The 17,846-nt window shown below is 71.5% G+C and carries 19 protein-coding genes and 1 tRNA gene; 6 read left to right on the forward strand and 14 right to left on the reverse strand.

Features of this window, described 5'->3' with window-relative positions:
* The first annotated feature begins 7 nt into the window (after positions 1-7).
* Positions 8-709, forward strand: a complete 702-nt coding sequence (locus tag RJT50_RS13435) for a riboflavin synthase (RefSeq protein WP_313691982.1) — start codon at positions 8-10, stop codon at positions 707-709.
* 659 nt (positions 710-1,368) lie between these two features.
* On the opposite strand, the gene RJT50_RS13440 is transcribed toward RJT50_RS13435, so the two are convergent.
* The 3 genes from RJT50_RS13440 to RJT50_RS13450 form a co-directional block, all read right to left on the reverse strand.
* Positions 1,369-1,449, reverse strand: a tRNA-Ser gene (locus RJT50_RS13440).
* 28 nt (positions 1,450-1,477) lie between these two features.
* Positions 1,478-1,684: a DUF7981 family protein gene (locus RJT50_RS13445; protein WP_313691984.1), complete on the reverse strand. Its 207-nt coding sequence runs from the start codon at positions 1,682-1,684 to the stop codon at positions 1,478-1,480.
* Entirely contained in the window at positions 1,681-2,061 is a 381-nt protein-coding gene (locus RJT50_RS13450; RefSeq protein WP_313691985.1) for a Rid family detoxifying hydrolase, read from the reverse strand. The genes RJT50_RS13445 and RJT50_RS13450 overlap by 4 nt, the downstream gene beginning before the upstream one ends.
* A gap of 52 nt (positions 2,062-2,113) precedes the next feature.
* On the opposite strand from RJT50_RS13450, the gene RJT50_RS13455 reads away from it, so the two are divergent.
* The gene (locus RJT50_RS13455; RefSeq protein ID WP_313691987.1) at positions 2,114-3,028 is read left to right on the forward strand and encodes a hypothetical protein; all 915 of its coding nucleotides are present in this window, start codon (positions 2,114-2,116) and stop codon (positions 3,026-3,028) included.
* Positions 3,029-3,060: 32 nt separating this feature from the next.
* Here the strand turns inward: RJT50_RS13455 and ilvA are convergent, their stop codons facing one another.
* From ilvA to RJT50_RS13475, 4 genes are all read right to left on the reverse strand, one after another.
* Positions 3,061-4,272 (reverse strand): threonine ammonia-lyase, encoded by a 1,212-nt coding sequence (ilvA, locus tag RJT50_RS13460; RefSeq protein WP_313691988.1) that lies wholly within the window; start codon positions 4,270-4,272, stop codon positions 3,061-3,063.
* Between the two features lie 190 nt (positions 4,273-4,462).
* A complete protein-coding gene (locus RJT50_RS13465) occupies positions 4,463-4,957 on the reverse strand; it encodes a gamma-glutamylcyclotransferase family protein (RefSeq protein ID WP_313691989.1) in 495 nt (164 codons plus the stop codon).
* A gap of 78 nt (positions 4,958-5,035) precedes the next feature.
* The gene (locus RJT50_RS13470) at positions 5,036-5,863 is read right to left on the reverse strand and encodes an endonuclease/exonuclease/phosphatase family protein (RefSeq protein ID WP_313691990.1); all 828 of its coding nucleotides are present in this window, start codon (positions 5,861-5,863) and stop codon (positions 5,036-5,038) included.
* 19 nt (positions 5,864-5,882) lie between these two features.
* On the reverse strand, positions 5,883-6,230 hold the full coding sequence (locus tag RJT50_RS13475) for a hypothetical protein (protein ID WP_313691991.1): 348 nt from the start codon (positions 6,228-6,230) through the stop codon (positions 5,883-5,885).
* Between the two features lie 75 nt (positions 6,231-6,305).
* On the opposite strand from RJT50_RS13475, the gene RJT50_RS13480 reads away from it, so the two are divergent.
* Positions 6,306-7,697 (forward strand): MATE family efflux transporter, encoded by a 1,392-nt coding sequence (locus tag RJT50_RS13480; RefSeq protein ID WP_313691993.1) that lies wholly within the window; start codon positions 6,306-6,308, stop codon positions 7,695-7,697.
* Between the two features lie 73 nt (positions 7,698-7,770).
* The gene (locus tag RJT50_RS13485; protein WP_313691994.1) at positions 7,771-9,237 is read left to right on the forward strand and encodes an MATE family efflux transporter; all 1,467 of its coding nucleotides are present in this window, start codon (positions 7,771-7,773) and stop codon (positions 9,235-9,237) included.
* Positions 9,238-9,285: 48 nt separating this feature from the next.
* Here RJT50_RS13485 and RJT50_RS13490 read toward each other — a convergent pair whose 3' ends face one another.
* The 6 genes from RJT50_RS13490 to ubaA form a co-directional block, all read right to left on the reverse strand.
* Entirely contained in the window at positions 9,286-9,531 is a 246-nt protein-coding gene (locus tag RJT50_RS13490) for a hypothetical protein (RefSeq protein ID WP_313691995.1), read from the reverse strand.
* A gap of 110 nt (positions 9,532-9,641) precedes the next feature.
* Positions 9,642-10,778, reverse strand: coding sequence for a citrate synthase (citZ, locus tag RJT50_RS13495; protein ID WP_313691997.1), 1,137 nt, complete (start codon positions 10,776-10,778; stop codon positions 9,642-9,644).
* Between the two features lie 119 nt (positions 10,779-10,897).
* The gene (locus RJT50_RS13500; protein WP_313691999.1) at positions 10,898-11,920 is read right to left on the reverse strand and encodes a transcription initiation factor IIB; all 1,023 of its coding nucleotides are present in this window, start codon (positions 11,918-11,920) and stop codon (positions 10,898-10,900) included.
* Between the two features lie 238 nt (positions 11,921-12,158).
* Entirely contained in the window at positions 12,159-13,370 is a 1,212-nt protein-coding gene (locus RJT50_RS13505) for a S1C family serine protease (protein WP_313692000.1), read from the reverse strand.
* Between the two features lie 142 nt (positions 13,371-13,512).
* Positions 13,513-13,947, reverse strand: coding sequence for a PaaI family thioesterase (locus RJT50_RS13510; RefSeq protein ID WP_313692001.1), 435 nt, complete (start codon positions 13,945-13,947; stop codon positions 13,513-13,515).
* 40 nt (positions 13,948-13,987) lie between these two features.
* Positions 13,988-14,824, reverse strand: a complete 837-nt coding sequence (gene ubaA / locus RJT50_RS13515; protein ID WP_313692002.1) for an SAMP-activating enzyme E1 — start codon at positions 14,822-14,824, stop codon at positions 13,988-13,990.
* Between the two features lie 135 nt (positions 14,825-14,959).
* Here ubaA and RJT50_RS13520 point away from each other — a divergent pair, with 135 nt between their 5' ends.
* Both RJT50_RS13520 and RJT50_RS13525 read left to right on the forward strand, forming a co-directional pair.
* A complete protein-coding gene (locus tag RJT50_RS13520) occupies positions 14,960-15,970 on the forward strand; it encodes an NADP-dependent oxidoreductase (RefSeq protein ID WP_313692003.1) in 1,011 nt (336 codons plus the stop codon).
* A 296-nt stretch (positions 15,971-16,266) separates the two neighbouring features.
* Positions 16,267-17,064: a class I SAM-dependent methyltransferase gene (locus RJT50_RS13525; protein ID WP_313692005.1), complete on the forward strand. Its 798-nt coding sequence runs from the start codon at positions 16,267-16,269 to the stop codon at positions 17,062-17,064.
* A 35-nt stretch (positions 17,065-17,099) separates the two neighbouring features.
* Here RJT50_RS13525 and RJT50_RS13530 read toward each other — a convergent pair whose 3' ends face one another.
* Entirely contained in the window at positions 17,100-17,744 is a 645-nt protein-coding gene (locus tag RJT50_RS13530) for a DUF7095 family protein (RefSeq protein ID WP_313692007.1), read from the reverse strand.
* Between the last annotated feature and the right edge of the window lie 102 nt (positions 17,745-17,846).

The following is a 17,846-nucleotide window of genomic DNA, read 5'->3' on the forward strand; positions in this document are numbered from 1 at the left end:
AAGAGGCATGTTCACCGGCATCGTCGAGACGACGGGTGCGATCCTCGGCCGGGAGGAGACCGACGACGGCGTCCGCCTCCGGATCGGCGTCGACGGGTTCGACGACCTCGAACACGGCCAGTCGATCAGCGTGAGCGGCGTCTGTCTCACCGTCGAGGCGTTCGGCGACCTGGAGGAGGGACCCGACGGTGGGGACGCCGCGGGCGATGCGGGCGAGCCGGAGGGCGCGGACGGCGGGTCGGCCTGGTTCGAGACGTTCCTCGCGGCGGAGACGGTGGAGAAGACGTACCTGGGCGCGGTACGCGAGGGCGACCTGGTGAACCTGGAACGCGCGCTCCCGGCGGACGGGCGCTTCGACGGCCACGTCGTCCAGGGCCACGTCGACACGACGACCCGCGTGACGGGGATCGAGCAGGTCGGCGAGGACTGGCGCTTCGCGTTCGCGCTGCCACCCGAGTACGCGAGCTACGTCGTCGACAAGGGGTCGGTGACGCTGGACGGCATCTCGCTCACGGTCGCCGAGCGGCGGCCCGACGAGTTCGACGTCGCCGTCATCCCCGCCACCCACGACCTGACGAACCTCTCGGAGAAGCAGCCGGGCGACCCGGTTCACCTGGAGGTGGACGTGGTCGCGAAGTACGTCGAGAACATGCTGGAGGGGTACGCGGAGTCGACGTCGCCCGACCTGGACGACCTGACCGCGGAGTAGGTTACTTCCCTGTCGTGTGGACCGGGGGAGTGCGGTCGGCGCGTGCCGGCGGGCCTCCGTGCCCGCCGGATGCGCGCGAGGGATGAGTGAACGGAACGACCGGAGGGAGTGGAGTGAACGAATCGGCTGGGGAGGCGTGTGGGCGTTGCTGTGCGGAGCGGTGGGGGGACTGAAAGGGGCCGCACCTGTGGGCGACGGCGTGGACCGTCAAGCACCGTGGTTCGAAAATCGGAGATTTTCGTCATCACGAAAGGCGCAAAGCGCCTTTCGAACGACAGGAGGGAGGCCGCAGGCCGACCGACGAGAAGCGCAGCGGCCGCACCGAGCCGACAGGTGCGGGGGCTTTCGCGGTCTGCCGTACGGTTTCCACAGGACCCGTCCGGACGCGGGCCGAGTCTTCTACGGGGGCTTTCGAGGTCCTCGCAACCGAGGGATCCACTACCCTTCCGGATAGGGCTGACTGCGCTGACTGCTCACCGTCAAAATCGTGGAAGAAGACGCCAGGACGGGGATTTGAACCACGCCGAGACGGTCCTGCTCGCCTCGCTTCGCTCGCCTGCGCGGGCTGCGACTCGTCTACTTCAAATCCCTGTCGTTCGGATATTCGTGGGCCGACGGCTCGCTCACTTCGTTCGCTCGCGGTGTCGGCCCGAGAAGTACGCCAGGACAGGGATTTGAACCCTGGATCCCAAGGGGAACACGCTTTCCAGGCGTGCGCCTTACCACTCGGCCATCCTGGCTCGCGTCGAAACTACCCGCGTCGCAGTTTTAAGCCTGTCCCTTCCCCGTCAGGCGGTGTTCGACCAGATACGACACCCCGCCGACGACCGCGCCCAGCGCCACGGCGATGCCGAGCATGCCGAGGAACCCGACCGGCAGCCGGACCGACGCCAGCACCGCGCCCTGCGCGAGCACGAGGAACGCGAGCGCGCCGACCGCACCCCACAGCAGCGCCGACTTCCGGCGCGGCGTCACGCGAGGTCGACGACCGCCTCGATCTCCACGCCGACGCCCTTCGGGAGCGCGCCGGCCTGGACCGCCGAGCGCGCGGGCGGCTCCTCGTCGAAGTACGTCGCGTACGTCTCGTTCATCGCCTCGAAGTCGTCGATGTCCGCGAGGAACACCGTCGTCTTCAGCACGTCCGACGCCCCGGCGTCCGCCTCGGCGAGGACGGCCATGAGGTTGTCCAGCGCCAGTTCCGTCTGCTCGGCGATGGGGGCCTCGTCCCGGAGTTCGCCGTCGGGCGTCAGGGGAATCTGGCCGGCCGTGAACATGACGTCGCCGTTCGTCGTCGCCTGGCTGTACGCGCCGACCGCGGCCGGCGCTTCGTCGGTGGAGATCACGCGCTTCATGGTGGAGGCTGGAACCGGACGTACCTTAAATCGGCCCCCCTTCGATTCGACCATGCGACTCCGGCGCGCGTCCGCGCTGTTCGTGCTCTCGGCTCTCGTGAGCGTCACGGCGACCGCCCTCGCGTTCGCCGCCGCCGCGGTGGTCGACCGGGTCCGAACCGGCACCGCCGGAGCCGACGACCGGCGGGTCCCGCTCTCCCCGCTGACGGCGCGCCGGCGGGTCGGCCGCGACTGGCCCGAGCGGGCGGAGATCACGACCGGCCGGGAGCCGCTCGGCGAGATGGACGACCTCGCGGCGTACGCCCGTCCGGGGTTCGACCCCGACCGCGTCGCGCCCCTCGTCCGCGCGTTCTACGAACGCACCGCCGAGTTCGACGTGGCGTACGACGTCCGCTGGCACGCGCCGTTCCGGCTCGGCGCCGCGCTCGCCTCGCCGGTCACGGCCGCGCTCGGACAGCTGAACCTCCCCGGCCGCTCCGCCGAGGGACGGCGACTTCACAGTCGCTTCGCGGAGGTCCGACCCGACGTCGACCCACGCGAGGGCGCCCGGGCGTGGGTCCGGACCGACGACGGGGGGACGGCCGTCTTCGTCGCCGTGTACGCGAGCCACGTCCGGGACGGCGAGCGGTTCGTCAACATCGCGGTGCCGCTCCCACGCTCGAACCTCTCGACGGTCCTGCGGATCGACCACCTCGACGGGGGGACCGCCGGGGAGAACGGTTCCGAATCGGCGCGGGGAACCGGCGTCCGTCTCCACACCGAGGGCCCGGGCGACCCCGGCCTCTACCTCCGGACGCCCCTCGGTTCCGTCGAACTCCCGATGGACCAGACGTTCACCGTCCGCGTCGCCCCCGAGGGGGAGGACGCCGACCTCCTCGCCACCCACGAGATGTGGCTGCTCGGCCGGCAGTTCCTCACCGTGTGGTATCGACTACACGCGGCCGAACATCCAGTAGAAGAGCCATAGGCGGGTACGGCGACTCGGGCCAGCACGTCGATTCAGGCCAGCACGTCGACCTCGTAGCCGTGCCCCTCCAGCGACGCGACGATCTCGGCGGCGTGCTCGTCGCCGTGGGCCTCGAGGTCGACCTCGACCTCCGCGGCGTTGACCGCGATGTCCCGCGAGGTGCGGTCGTGCCGGATGGCGAAGATGTTCGCGTTCGCGTCGGCGATGACCTCGACGAGCCGCTCCAGGGCGCCGGGCCGGTCCTTCAGTTCCGTCCGGACCTTGAGGTACCGGCCCATCTCGACGAGCCCCCGCAACACGACCGTCGTCAGCGTGTTCATGTCGATGTTGCCCCCCGAGAGGACCGGGACGATCGTCTCGTCGTCCTCGTACTCGAACGCGCGTTCGAGGACCGCCGCGAGCGACACGGCCCCGGCGCCCTCGACGAGCGTCTTCGAACGTTCGAGCAGCTTCGTCACCGCGACGGCGATCTCCTCGTCGCTCACGGTGACGACCTCGTCGACGTGCTCCCGGATGACGGGGAACGTCTTCTCGCCCGTGGCCCGCACGGCGATGCCGTCCGCGATGGTGTCGACGCTCGCGAGCTCCTGGCGGCTCCCCTTCCGCAGGGAGTCGGCCGTGGCTGAGGCACCCTCGGCCTGCACGCCGACGACCCGCACGTCGTCGAGCGTCCCCTTCACCGCCGTGGCGACCCCCGAGACGAGTCCGCCGCCGCCGATTGGCACGACGACGGTGTCGGCCTCGGGGCACTGCTCTGCGATCTCCAGGCCGATGGTCCCCTGCCCGGCCATCACCAGCTCGTCGTCGAACGCGTGGACGTACGTGCGGTCCTCGGCGGCCTCGATCTCGTGGGCGCGGGCGGCCGCCTCGCTGTAGTCGACGCCGTGGAGCACCACGTCGCTGCCGTAGCGACGCGTCGCCGACACCTTCGAGATGGGCGCGTACTTCGGCATGACGATGGTCGAGGGGACGCCCGCACGGGTCGCCGCGAGCGCGACGCCCTGGGCGTGGTTCCCGGCGGAGGCGGTGACGACGCCCCGCTCGCGCTCTTCCGCCGAGAGGGTGCCGATGCGGTTCCGAGCGCCGCGGATCTTGAACGACCCGGTGCGCTGGAACGTCTCCAGCTTGAGGTGGACGGTCGCACCGGTGGCAGCGGAGAAGGTGTGAGAGTACTCCAGCGGCGTGGTACGGGCGACCTCGTTCACCCGGTCGCGGGCCGCGAGCACGTCCGCTAGCGAGAGCATACCGTGGTTCGGACGCGTCGCTGGTTAGTCGTTACGTCCGAAGGGGAGGGGGAATGCACGCGTGTGACGTGCAGTTGCTGGAAAGCCCCCCAGGTATAAAAATGTGCGTCACGCGAAGCGGAAGTAAAATCGCAAGAGGGCGTCGGTTAAATCCGCTCGTATGACGCCCGCACGCCGCCCGTCGCTCGCTTCAATCCACCGACGGGCGTGTGACCCGAATCGGGCGGTCCGCGACGGCGGCTCGCACCCGTTCCGGAAACGGGCCCGTACCGGGCCAGGAGGCCGCCGCGTCGAGCCGGTCGGGGTCGCCGACGTAGACGGCGGCCTCGCGGTCGCCGCCGGCGGGTGCACCGTCCGCCGGGCCGTCCACGCTCGCTCCGTCCGCCACCAGCGGGACCGACACGCGGACGTACAGGCCGTCCTCGACCCGTTCGTACGCGTCGAGGGCGTCGACCTCGTCCGTCCTGAGCAGCCGGCCCGCCACCGCCGGGCCGTCCATCCGTCCGGTGGCCCCGCCGTCACGGCCGCCGGCGGAATCGGCGCCCTCGGCGGGCGCGAGCGTCGGATACTTCCCGTCGACGACCCGGAGGCCGTCCAGCACCGCCGGCCCGACGAACACGAACGAGTCGAGCACCTCCCGGACCCGCTCGGGGTTCGTCAGCGTCCCGTACACGAACACGTCCATACCGAGTTCACGTCGGGCCGGAGGAAGGCGTTTTCCCCCGTCGACCGCGGCCGGTCGCGTCGGCGCCGGCCGTCCGGCTCACGCGGGGTCGGGCAGGGACACGTCGGCGATGACGGGCAGGTGATCGGACGGGTAGCAGCCGTCGCCGTACGTGTCCGAGCAGGTCCCGTGGTTGATCACGTCCACGCCCGCCGAAACGAACACGTGGTCGATCTTCTTCTCGGGGACCAGGTCGTTGAAGTCGGTCATGCTGGTCTCCGGGCCGTGGTGAGGGTACCGCGAGATGTGATGCGTGTCGGTCAGCGAGCGTCGGTGGGTCGCGCCCGCGCCGTCGGTCAGGACGCGGTACGGCTCGCTCGACTCCCGACAGTTGAAGTCGCCCGAGACGACGACGGGGACCGACCCTGACAGCTTGTCGATGCAGTCGCGGAGCAGCCGGGCGCTCTCGACCCGGGCGCGTTCGCCCCGGTGATCGAAGTGGGTGTTGACGTGGAGGAACTCACCGCCGGTCCGCCGGTCGCGGAACCGCGCGTGGCGCACGAGCCGCGGCAGCGCGGCGTCCCAGCCGACGCTTCCCGACTCTCCGGGCGTCTCCGAGAGCCAGAAGGAGCCATCGTCCTCGGGGGCCAGTCGCTCGCGTCGGTAGCCGATGGGGACGTACTCGCCCGCGGTGCCGCCCTCGGGTCGGCCCGCGACGAGCCAGTCGAACGCCGGCAGCCGCTCCCGGAGGTCCTCCAGCTGGTCGTGGAGCGCCTCCTGCAGGCCGACGACGTGGGGACGGTGGAACCTGATCCCCGTGGCGATCGGGTCGCGCCGGTTCTCCCAGCCGTGTTCGCCGCCATCGATGTCGGCGTAGCGAACGTTGTAGCTCATCGCGCGCAACGGCGGCGCGGGCCGGTCGGTCACGCCGGCCACCTCCGGGCGGTCACGAGTACAGCTCCGCCGCGAAGCCGGCCTGGTGGTCCTCGACGAACGCGGCGATCTCCGTCAGGTCGGCCGCCGAGAGGTTCGGGTTGCCGTTCGTCCCGGCCCTGAACATCGAGAGCCGGCCGGTCAGGTAGCCGCGAACCCAGAGTTCCCCGGCCGTCGTCAGCCGGTCCTCGCTCTCGACGAGTTCCACGTCCGCCGACCCGTCCCGCATCCCCATCGCGATGCTCGCGGCCAGGTTCTCCGCGATCGCTTCGAGATACGCCCGCTCGTACGCTTCCATGTTTTCGGGCAGGCGCTCGCACGCCATGCCGTTGGTGACGGGGTGGCGGCCGCTTTCGGACACGCGTGGTTCCGGTTCCTTCCCCGCGCGACGTTCCCCATTCGGTAGCCTGAAACGGGGGCCGACGCAGGGACGTACATGAACACGGGCCGGCTGGTCGGGGTCTGGAAGCGGGTGCTCTCGCTGTCCTGGCCGGTCATGGCCGAACAGACGTTCCGCACGGCGATGCGGACGACCGACATCATCGTCACCGCGCAGTTCTCTCCGGCAGCCGTCGTCGCCATCGGCCTCGCGGACCTCTACGCCCGCTTCCCGCTCCGCATCGGCCTCGGCCTCGGCGGCGGCGCCATCGCGCTCTCCAGCCAAGACACCGGCGCGGCCGCGACCGGGAACCGGGACGAGGCGATCACGCAGGCGGTCCTGCTCGGACTCGTGCTGGGAATCCCGTTCGTCCTCCTCGGGTTCTTCTTCGGCGAGACCGTCATCGGGCTGCTCGGCGCGGACGCGGACACGGCCGCGCTCGGCGGGCAGTACCTGGCGATCGTCTTCGCCACCGCGCCCGCGCGCCACGTCTCGCTCATCGCCGCGCGCTCGCTCCAGGGCACCGGCGACACGCGCACGCCGATGTACGTCAACGTCGTCGCCAACGGGTTCAACATCGTCGGCTCGGTCGCGCTGGGGCTCGGCTTCGCGCCGCTGGGCATCCCGCGGCTCGACGTCGTCGGCGTCGGCGTCGCCACCGCGGCCGCGAACGTGTTCACGGCGAGCATGCTGCTGGCGGCGATGGCGACCGACTGGTCCGACGCGAGCCTCGTGCGCCCCCGGGACCCGGTCATCGCCAGCCAGCTCGTCCGCGTCTCCGCCCCGCGAATCGTCGAGGGGTTCGCGGCGGCGCTCGCGGAGTTCCCGTTCAACGCGCTCCTGCTGTCGTTCGGGACGAACGTGAACGCCGGCTTCCAGATCGGTCGGCGGATGTACCAGCAGGTGACCGGCCCGCTCTCGCGGGGCTACCACGTCGCCGCGAGCGTCGTCGTCGGGCAGGCGCTCGGCGACGGCGACGACGAGGGCGCACGATACGACGGCTACGCGGTGACGGCGCTCGCGCTCGCGACCATCGGCGTCATCGGCCTGGGGCTCGTCGCGCTCGCGCCGCAGTTCGTCCGGGTGTTCACCGACCAGCCGGAGACGGTTCCCTACGCCGTCGCCTTCGCGCGCGTCTACGGCGCGACCGCCGCGTTCCTGGCGACGTTCAGCGTGCTCTCGGGGGCGCTCCAGGGCGCGAGCGAGACGCGGGTTCCCCTGATCGCCCGTCTCGTCGGCGTGTTCGGCTTCCTGCTGGGCTTTTCCTTCCTCGCGGGAGTCACGCTCGGGTACGCCGAGGTCGGCGCCTACTGGGGCGTCGGCCTCCAGTACGTCGCGATGGCGGTGCTGGTGTTCGTCGGGTTCCGCTACACGAACTGGGCCGAGCGCGCCGCGGGGATGATGGCCGAACGCGGGACCGGCGACGGCGAGGTGACCGACGGGCCCTGACCGCCCAGGGGGACGGCCGCACGGGCGTGTGATGTTTCGGTAGCTACAAGTCCGACCGACGTCCCCGGCAGGTATGTCCCTCCGCTCCCGAGCGGCGGCCGGCCTCGACGCCGCGCTGCCCGACGGCTGGTACCCGGTCTGGCGGCGCGCGCTCGGGCTTGGAATCCCCGTCACCGCGCGCAACGGCGTCGGACAGCTCATGCGGACGACCGACGTCGTCATCTCGGCGGCGCTCTCGCCCGCTGCCGTCGTCGGCCTCGGCATCGCGGACCTGTTCGCCTCGCTCCCGTTCCGCGCGGCCGGCGGCGTCATCGGCGGGGCGGCGACGCTCACCAGCCAGGACACCGGCGCTGGCGCGACCGGGAACCGCGACGAGGCGTTCACGCAGGCCGCCATGCTCGCAGCCCTGCTCACGCTCCCGTTCGCGGTCGTCGGCGTCGGCTTCGGCGCGGAGGTGCTCCGGCTCGTCGGAGCCGACGCCGAGTCCGCACGCCGCGGGGCCGAGTACCTCCTGCTCGTCTCCCTCCCGATGCCGCTGGGCGCGTTCGCCGCGGTGTCGAGCGCGACGCTGGAGGCGACCGGCGACACCCGCACGCCGACGTACGTCTCCGTGCCGGCGTCGGCTGGCAACGCCGCCGCCTCGCTCGTGTTCGGGCTCGGCCTGCTGGGCGCGCCCCGCCTCGGCATCGTCGGCATCGGCGCGGCCTCGCTCGTGGCCATGACGGCCCGCTCGCTCGTGCTGGTCGGCTACACCCACCTGCGCGGCCCGGTCGACTTCGTCGCGCCGCGTGACCTCACGATCGCCCGACAGCTCGTCACGATCGCGGCCCCACAGAGCGCCGCTGGCCTCGTCACCGCGGTCGCGGTCTTCCCGTTCAACACGCTCGTGCTCCAGTTCGGGACCGCCGCGAACGCGGGCTACCAGCTCGCCTGGCGGGTGTACACGCAGGTGCTCGGTCCGATCGGCAGCGGCGTCGGCCGCGGCGCGAGCATCGTCGTCGGCCAGCGGCTCGGCGAGCAGGCCGCCACGGCTGCGGAAGCGGACGGCACGGCGTCGGATCGTGCCGACGGCGACGACGCGGCGACGTCGGCGAGCCGAGCGGCGACGGCGCTGGTCGTGCTCGGCGGCGCGATCGCGCTCGTGTTCGGCGGCGGCGTGGCGCTCGCGGCGGCGCCCATCGCGCGACTGCTCGCGGCGGAGCCGGCCGTCGCCTCGGCGGCGGTCCCGTTCGTCACGGTGCTGGGGCTCGCGGGCGTGCTCGGCATCACGAACGTCGTCGCCTCGGCGTCGCTGGACGCCGGCGGCGAGACGCGGATCCCGCTGGCCTCGCGGGTGGTCGGGATGTTCGGCGGCTACGTCGGCGTCTCGTGGGGGCTCTACGAGTTCGCGGGCTGGGGAATCGAGGCGGCCTACGTCGGCCAGTTCGTCTGTTACGTCCTCATGCTCGCGGTGACCGCGTGGGGGCTCGTCCGGACGGACTGGGTCGGGCGGGCGACGCGGCTGCTCGACGAGCGCGGGAGCGTCGGCTCGGACGGGTGATCGGTCGAAAGAAGTTCGGATCGGGCCTGCGGGTCGATGCCGCCCGGTTCAGCGACGGCCCAGGAGTTCGCGGCCGAGCAGGCCGACGGCGATGCCGGCGACGAACGCGCGGCCGGCGTCACGGCGGCGACGGGCGGCGTACTCCTCGGGGAAGCTCTCCGCCAGGATGTCGAACAGGCGGTCCCCCATCTCGTGTCGGAGCTGCTCGCCGCGCTGGCCGGCCTCGGAGCGGGCCTTCGCGCGGACTCGGTCGGCGTACTCACGGCGCTGCTCGGGAGGTATTGTGAACTCCATACGCACACATCGACCGCAAAACGGATAACCCCGTCGGCAGCAGTGTTAGCACGTCCACTACCGGAAAACGAACGATACTGAACTGGTAACAGCCTCCGTCTTCGTGCGGCTTACCGCTCGTCGATCGGGACCCAGTCGGCGTCCTCCTCGCCGACGTACCGGGCGCGGGGCCGGATGAGCCGGTTGTCCTCGTACTGTTCGAGCACGTGGGCGATCCAGCCGCCGACGCGGCTGACCGCGAAGATCGGGGTGTACACGTCGATGGGGATGCCCATCTGGTAGTACGTCGACGCCGAGTAGAAGTCGACGTTGGGCGCGATCCCCTTCTCCTCCATCATGTACGCCTCGATGGCCGTGGACATCTCGTACCACTTCGTGTCGCCGGCGGCCTCGCCCAGTTCCTCCGAGCGCTCGCTGAGGATCCTCGCCCGCGGGTCCTTCACGTCGTAGACGCGGTGGCCGAAGCCGGCGACGCGGCGACCTTCATCGAGGGCCTCCTCGACCCAGTCGACCGGGTCCTGGCCGGCCTCGTCGACCTCCTTCAGCATCCGCATCACGTTGGCGTTCGCGCCGCCGTGGAGGCTCCCCGAGAGGGTGCCGACCGCGGAGGTGACCGCCGAGTGCAGGTCCGCGAGCGTCGAGGAGGTCACCATCGCGGAGAACGTCGAGGCGTTCAGGCCGTGGTCGGCGTGCAGCACGAGCGCCTGATCGAACACGTCCGCGAGCACGTCGTCGGGCTCCTCGTCGTTCAGCATGTAGAGGAAGTTCGCGGCGTGGTCGAGGTCCTCGCGCGGCTCGACGGGCTCGTCGCCGTTCCGGATGCGGGCGAACGCGGCGAGCGCGGTCGGCATCTTCGCCGTGATCCGTCGGCCCTTGCGGGCGTTCGCCTCGCGTTCGGTCGGGTCGGCGTCCACGTCGGAGTCGTGGGCCGACAGCGAGGAGGTGACGGTCCGCAGCGCGGCCATCGGCTCCTCGTCCGCCTCGGCGAGCTGGCGGACCGTCGCCAGCGTGTCCGCGGAGATGCCGCGCTCGGCGGCCATCGCGTCGGAGAACTCGGCCAGTTCGTCGGCCGTCGGCAGTTCGCCGTGCCAGAGGAGATAGAGCGTCTCCTCGAAGGAGGCGTGCTCGGCCAGGTCCTCGATGGCGTACCCCCGGTAGACGAGTTTCCCCTCGCCCCCGTCGATGAAGCTCAGACCGGACTCGGCGACCAGCACGCCCTCCAGTCCTCGCTTGAGTTCGTCGGACATGCTTCGAGGTTCCGAGTGGCGGCCGAAAAGCGTTATCTTTCAGGAGGGTTTCCTCCCCGAACGATCCCGCGGGTTCGCTGTAACGGGAGCGGTCGTGGTCCCGGTTGCGGGGGAGCCGATTACGCGGTCGTCTCCGAGCGTCCGTCGCCGAAGCCGTGCGCGTCCTCGCGGGCCGACAGCAGCTCCTGGTAGCGGTTCCGGATGGTGACCTCGCTCATGTCCGTGACCTCGCTGACCCGCTTCTGGGTCAGGTCGGCGTTCGTGAGCAGGCCGGCCGCGTAGATTGCCGCGGCGGCGAGCCCGACGGGCGACTTGCCCGAGTGGACGTTCGCCCGCTTTGCCGTCTCCAGCAGTTCGCGCGCCTCGCGCTCCGTCTCGTCGCTCACGCCCAGGTCCGAGGCGAACCGCGGGAGGTACTCGGCCGGGTCCGCCGGCTCGATCTCCAGGCTGAGCTCCCGGACCGTGTAGCGGTAGGCGCGCTCGAACGTCTCCTCGTCGACCCGCGAGACGCGCGCCACCTCGTCGATCGAGCGCGGGACGTTCGCCATCCGCGCCGCGGCGTGGAGGCTGGCCGTGGCGATCCCCTCGATCGAGCGCCCGGGCAGCATGTCCTTCTCCAGCGCCTGCCGGTAGATGACCGACGCCGTCTCGCGGACGTTCTCGGGCAGGCCGAGCGCGCTGGCCATCCGCTCGATCTCGCCCAGCGCCTGCTTGAGGTTCCGCTCCTGGTGGTCCGTGGTCCGGAACCGCTCGTTCCACGTGCGGAGCCGCGACATGCGGCGGCGCTGGTTGTTCGAGAGCTGGTTGCCGTATGCGTCCTTGTCCTGCCAGCCGATGTTCGTCGAGAGCCCCTTGTCGTGCATCATGTTCGTCGTCGGGGCACCCACGCGGCTCTTCTCGTCCTTCTCGGCCGAGTCGAACGCACGCCACTCGGGCCCGCGGTCGATCTCGTCCTCCTCGACCACCAGCCCACAGTCTCGACACACGGTCTCGCCCCGCGCCTCGTCGACCTCGAGGTTGCCGCCGCACTCGGGACACGCGTGCTGCTCTTCGTGGGTCGACGTTCGCTCGTCGTCCGTGGTTTCCACGTCGTCGGTGCTGTACTCCGTCTCGCTGTGCTGGAACTGTCGTACGTTGCTCATTGGGAGGGTGGGAGGCCTGGCGTTCACCGGCACGCCCGGGTAGGTACTTCACTTCGAGTTAGCGGGCCAAAGCTTAAAAACCTTTCGCGAAATCCGCGTGGACGATTCTCACGGTACACGACCGTAGCCCCCGGAGAACCGGATTTTCGATCGTGATACTGATCGCCGTCCTGGGTTCGGCGATCGTCGGGCGAGGAGTGCCGACGCCGTGGGGGGCGTGCCCGCCGGCGACCGCCGGTCATCGGGAGGGCGGTTCGGGGCGCTCGGCGAGCGTCACGGTCACCTCCGTCCGCTCGCCGTCGCGGATCACCGTCAGCGTGACCGTGTCCCCCGGTCGGGCTTCGGTCAGGAGGTACTGGGAGAGGTCCTCCGTCGAGTCGACAGCCCGGCCGTCGATGCCGACGACGACATCGCCCCCGACCGGCACCCTCGTGCCGTCGACGACGGCGAACCCGGTCGTCCCCCGGAGAGTGCCCGCCGCGGGCCCGCCCTGGGCGGTCTCGTGGACGTACACGCCGTCGGTCGCGTTCAGCCCGGTCGCGCTCACGAGCCCCGGCGTCACGGGCGCGGTCGTCACGCCGAGGTAGGCGTGATCGTACTCGCCCGTCCGGACGAGGGCGGGGACGACCTGCTCGACGAGCGTCGCGGAGACCGCGAAGCCGATGTTGTCGGCCCGTGCCGCGGGAATCCCGGCGGTGTTGACGCCGACGACGGTGCCGTCACAGGTCACGAGCGGCCCGCCGCTGTTGCCGGGGTTGATCGGCGCGTCGGTCTGGATGACGTTCGGGACGGCCCCGGCCCGCGTCGTCGGGAGCGTCCGGTTGACGCCGCTCACGATGCCGTGGGTGATCGACTCGTCGAGTCCGAGCGGGTTGCCGATCGCGGCGACCTTGCGGCCCGGGTCCGGCGGCGACGACGCCACCGGAAGCGCCCGCGCGGAGTCGGGCGTCCGGGTCACGCGAACCACCGCGAGGTCAGCAAGCCGGTCGCGGCCGACGACCTCGCCGCGTCGCGACTCCTCGGTCGCGAACTGGACGATGACCGAACTCGCGTCGCCGACGACGTGCGCGTTCGTGACGACGTAGCTCGTGTCGTTCGTCCCCGAGACCCGGTAGACGAAGCCCGAGCCCTGGCCGGCGTTCGTCCGCACCCCGACCACCGACGTGATGACCCCGTCGTAGAGCGCGGCGTAGTCGCAGGTCGCGGTCCCGGCTCTCCCGTTCGACTGCGCGAGGCCGGGTGCCGTCGATGGTTCGGACGCGGACGCCCGCGGCGCCGATGGCAGTGCCGAGGACCCGAACCCGGCGGCCGACGGCCCGGACCCGGCGGCCGAGGATGTGGACGGTGTCGACGACGACGACGGCGGTGCTGACGACGCGACTCCGCTCACGCCGACGACGGCGCTCGCGAGCACGAGGACGGTCACGAGGAGCACGCGACTGGGGCGCATCTCCGCGGGACTTGGACACGGACGACAAAGGCAGAACTGGCCGACTGGCGTCCGGAAGGCGACGACCGCTGACGGCGTCGGGTGCAGTTGGTTCGACGGGACGGCCGACGCCGCGGGCGCGCCGGCTGGAGATCGAGGCGGGTTACGGGGCGTCCTCCGGCGAGGCGACGCCCCACGCGCCGCCGTCCTCGCCGCCGCCGGTCTTGAACGTCCCGCGCGCGTCGGCGACGTGGGTGCCGTCCACGTCCTCGATGCGGACGTCGGCGGTGGCGACCGAGCGGCCGTCGCGGACGACCTCCGCCTCGGCCCGGAGGTCCGTCGTCGCTGGCGCGAGGTAGTCGATGCGCATGTCGACGGTCGGCGTCGGCTTGTGGTGCAGCGAGATGACCGACGCCCCGCCGACGGTGTCGGCCAGCGCGTACGTGATACCGCCGTGGGCGATCTCCCGTCCCGGCACCGAGGAGTGCTCCTCCCGCAGCGGGAGTTCGGCCTCGGCGTAGCCGTCCGTCGCCTCCACGACTTCGATGCCGAGCAGGTCCGCGAACGGCATCCCGTTCAGCAGGTCGGCGACGCTCACGCCGCGCTCACCCCGAGCCTCCGCCCGCGACCGCGTGCGTTCACGCCTCGCCCCCGATCCCGCAGCCGCCGGCGTACTCGACGCCCTCGATGGTGTCGATGGGGTCCTCGCCACACACCGGACAGTCCGGGTCCCGCCGGTAGGGGACCGTCTCGAACGTCATCCCGGCCGCGTCGAAAAAGAGGAGCCTGCCCGCCAGCACCTCGGCGTCCGCGAGCGCGCCGCTGCCCTGGAGCAGGAGCTTCACGGCCTCGGTCGCCTGGAGGCAGCCCACGGTGCCGGGGAGCATCCCGAGCACCCCGGTCGTCGCGCAGTCGGGCACCTCGCCGGGTTCGGGTGCCTCCGGGAACAGACAGCGGTAGCACGGGCCCTCGGGGACGAGCGTCGTCACCTGCCCCTCGAACTTGTAGATCGCGCCGTGGGCGACGGGCGTCCCGTCGAGGCGGGCGACGTCGTTGAGGAGGTAGCGCGTGGCGAAGTTGTCCGAGGCGTCGACCACGACGTCGTAGTCGGCGACGAGGTCGGCCGCGTTCCCCGGGTCGACGCGCGTCTCGTGGGTCTCCACGTCGACGTCCGGGTTCAGATCCGCGACGTACTCGGCGGCCGACTCGGCCTTCGGTCGCCCGACGTCGGCGTCCGCGTGGACGATCTGGCGCTGGAGGTTCGAGCGCTCGACCGCGTCGTCGTCGGCGATGCCCAGCCGTCCGACGCCGGCGGCAGCGAGATACTGGACGGCGGGCGAGCCCAGGCCGCCGGCTCCGACGACGAGCACGGAGCCGTCGAGCAGCGCCGCCTGCCCCTCGGGACCCACCTCCTCGAGGATGATGTGCCGCGAGTACCGGTCGAGCCCGGTGGCATCGAGTGCGAGTCCGCTCATGGGCCGCCCTACCCGTTCGGGGGACATAAGCGCCCTGCCGGCGGCAGCCAGGGTCGACCCCGGCGGCCCGGAAACGGTTTCCCCGTCGGTTCCCGTTCTCGGGGGCTTATGGCCCGGGCGGCCCTGCAGACGGGTATGGCCGACAACCGCAGGTTCCACCTGGCGACGCGCCCCGAGGGAACGCCCGACAGCGACACGTTCGACCTCCGGGAGGTCGACCGCCCGGAGCCCGCCCCCGGCGAGGCGCTCGTCCGCGTGCTGTACCTCTCGGTCGACCCGTACATGCGCGACCGGATGCGCGCCGGGGAGTCGTACGCCCAGCCCTGGGAGGTCGGGGGGCCGCTGTACGGCGGTGCCGTCGCGGAGGTCGTCGAGTCCAACGGCGCCGGGTTCGAGCCCGGCGCGACCGTCGTCGGGAACCTGCCGTGGGCCGAGTACGCGAGCGCCGACGGCTCGGATCTCACGCCGGTCGACACCGGCGACCTGCCCGTCTCGACCGCGCTCGGCGTGCTCGGGATGCCGGGGCGGACGGCCTACTTCGGCGTCCGCGAGGTCGTCGAGCCGAAGGCCGACGACACGATGGTCGTCTCCGGCGCGGCGGGCGCGGTCGGCTCGGTGGCCGGACAGCTCGGCGGGTTGCAGGGCGCGGACGTGATCGGCGTCGCGGGCAGCGACGAGAAGGTCGAGTGGCTCACGGGGGACCTCGGCTTCACCGCCGGCATCAACTACGAGACCGAGGACGTCCGCGAGCGGCTCGGCGAGCTCGCGGACGGCGTGGACGCCTACTACGACAACGTCGGCGGTCCGGTGACCGACGCCGTCTGGTCGCACCTGAACGTCGACGCCCGGGTCGGGATCTGCGGACAGATCGCGCTGTACAACGACGAGGAGATCCCGACGGGACCGCGGAAGCTCGGGAAACTCATCGAGACGCGGGCCCGCGTGGAGGGCCTGCTCGTCCGGGACTTCGCGCCCCGGTTCCGCGAGGCGACCGCACACCTGGGCGAACTGGTCGCCCGGGGCGACCTGGGGTACCGGGAGACGGTGACCGAGGGCATCGAGAACGCGCCCGACGCGTTCCTCGGGCTGTTCGACGGTGAGAACGTCGGGAAGCAGGTCGTGAAGGTCGCCGAGACGTCCGAATAGGGTTCGGTTCGGACCGTTCGGTCACGATCCGTACTGCCGCCGACAGCACCGCCTCGGACGCCCCCGCGGCTCAGGCTCCACCCTGGCGGACTCACGAAGGGCGAACGCGCTCCGCGAACCCCGACCCCGTAAGCACCGCAGGCGAGCGGAGCGAGCCGAGGCGCGCAGCGCGAGTCGCGAGAGCGGAGCGCGTGAGGGCTTCGTTGCACCCTCGTCGAATCTCGTAACGCCGCCGACGCGATTCATCCGACCCCCTTTTCACCCACGCACCCCGACGAAAACCAGACCCGACCCCAATGCGTCGATTCACCCCGGAGTACCTCGACCGGACGCGCCGCGGGATGTGGGAGTCCCGCGACGCGCTCGCGGGCCTCGAACTCGACTCCCGGAGCCGCATCCTCGACGTCGGCTGCGGGACGGGTCAGCTCACCCGGGTGCTCGCGGCGGAGTCGCCCGGCGCGACCGTCGTCGGCGCGGACGCGGACGCCGACCTCCTCCGGGTCGCGCGGGAGGAAACCGACCCGGCGTACTGTGCCGCCGACGCACACCGGCTGCCGTTCCCCGACGACTCGTTCGACCTGGTCGTCTGCCAGGCGCTGTTGATCAACCTGCCCGAGCCCGTCGCGGCGGTCCGGGAGTTCGCGCGCGTCTCCTCGGAGCTCGTCGCGGCGGTCGAGCCGGACAACGCCGACGTCAGCGTCGCCTCGACGGTGGACTCGGAAGCCGACCTGGAAGCACGCGTCCGCTCGGCGTACATCGCGGGCGTCGACACGGACGTCGCGCTCGGCGAGCGCGTGCGTCAGGGGTTCCTCGATGCCGGCCTGTCGGGGCTGCGGACGCGCCGCTATCACCACGAGAAGCGCGTCGAACCGCCCTACTCGGAGGCCGACCTGGAGAGCGCGCGGCTGAAGGCGAGCGGCGGGGGACTCTCGATCCACGAGTCCGAACTCACGAGCGAACTGTCGCCCGACGCGTACGAGGAACTGCGTCGGGAGTGGCGTCGGATGGGCCGTGAGGTCGTCGAGCAGATGAGCGAGGGAACGTACGAACGCGTGGAGGTCGTCCCGTTCGACGTGACCGTCGGGCGGGTCTGAGCGGAAAGCCCGTCCAGTCGCCCGTCGGAACTGCTTCAGACCACGTCGCCGCGCACCGTCGGCCCCTCCTGGCCGTCGCGATACGTGCGGACGGCGTCGGCCGCTTCCGACGCCTTCGGCTCCTCGACGCCGAGCATCTCCAGCGCGCCCGACAGCGTCGGGAACGGGAGCTCCCCGCCGCGGAGCTTCTCCATCGTCTCCTCGGCCCGCGTCCCGTCGGCCCACAGTTGAACGCCGCGCGGGTCCAGGATCTGGGCGTAGTCCTCGCGGGCGAGCGCCCCCTTCAGCCGCTGTGTGACGTTCCGGTCGAACGGCGCGTTACACACCTCGAGGTGGACTGGTTCCTCCTCGGGCAGCAGTTGTGCGGCGAGACACTTCTCGGGCGCCGCGTGGCCGTTTTCGTTCGCGCGGAGGTGCTCGGGGAACGCTCTCGCCCACTCGGCCGAGACCGACTTCCCGACGCCCTTCACGCCGTGGGACGTCTCGAACTCCGACTCCGCGTCCGCGTCCCCGCGCATGTGGAGGTCCTTCGTCACGTACACGTCGAGGCGTTCGACCGGGTCGAGCCCCAGCGCGACGTCGCCGTACACCCACACCTCGCGGACGGGCACCGGCATCGGGTCGGACTCGACCGCGTCGACGATGGCGTCGACGCGGTCGAGCGCGGCGGCGCGATCCATGGCAGGTGCTGGGCGTCCCGGCTGTAAGCGTCTTACGTCACGCGCCGGCGGGGGATCCACCTCGGTACGAGCCGTCGGCGTCCGTCCCCGACGGTGGAGGCC

The sequence above is a fragment of the Halobaculum sp. XH14 genome, from assembly GCF_032116555.1.
GTDB lineage: Archaea > Halobacteriota > Halobacteria > Halobacteriales > Haloferacaceae > Halorarum > Halorarum halobium.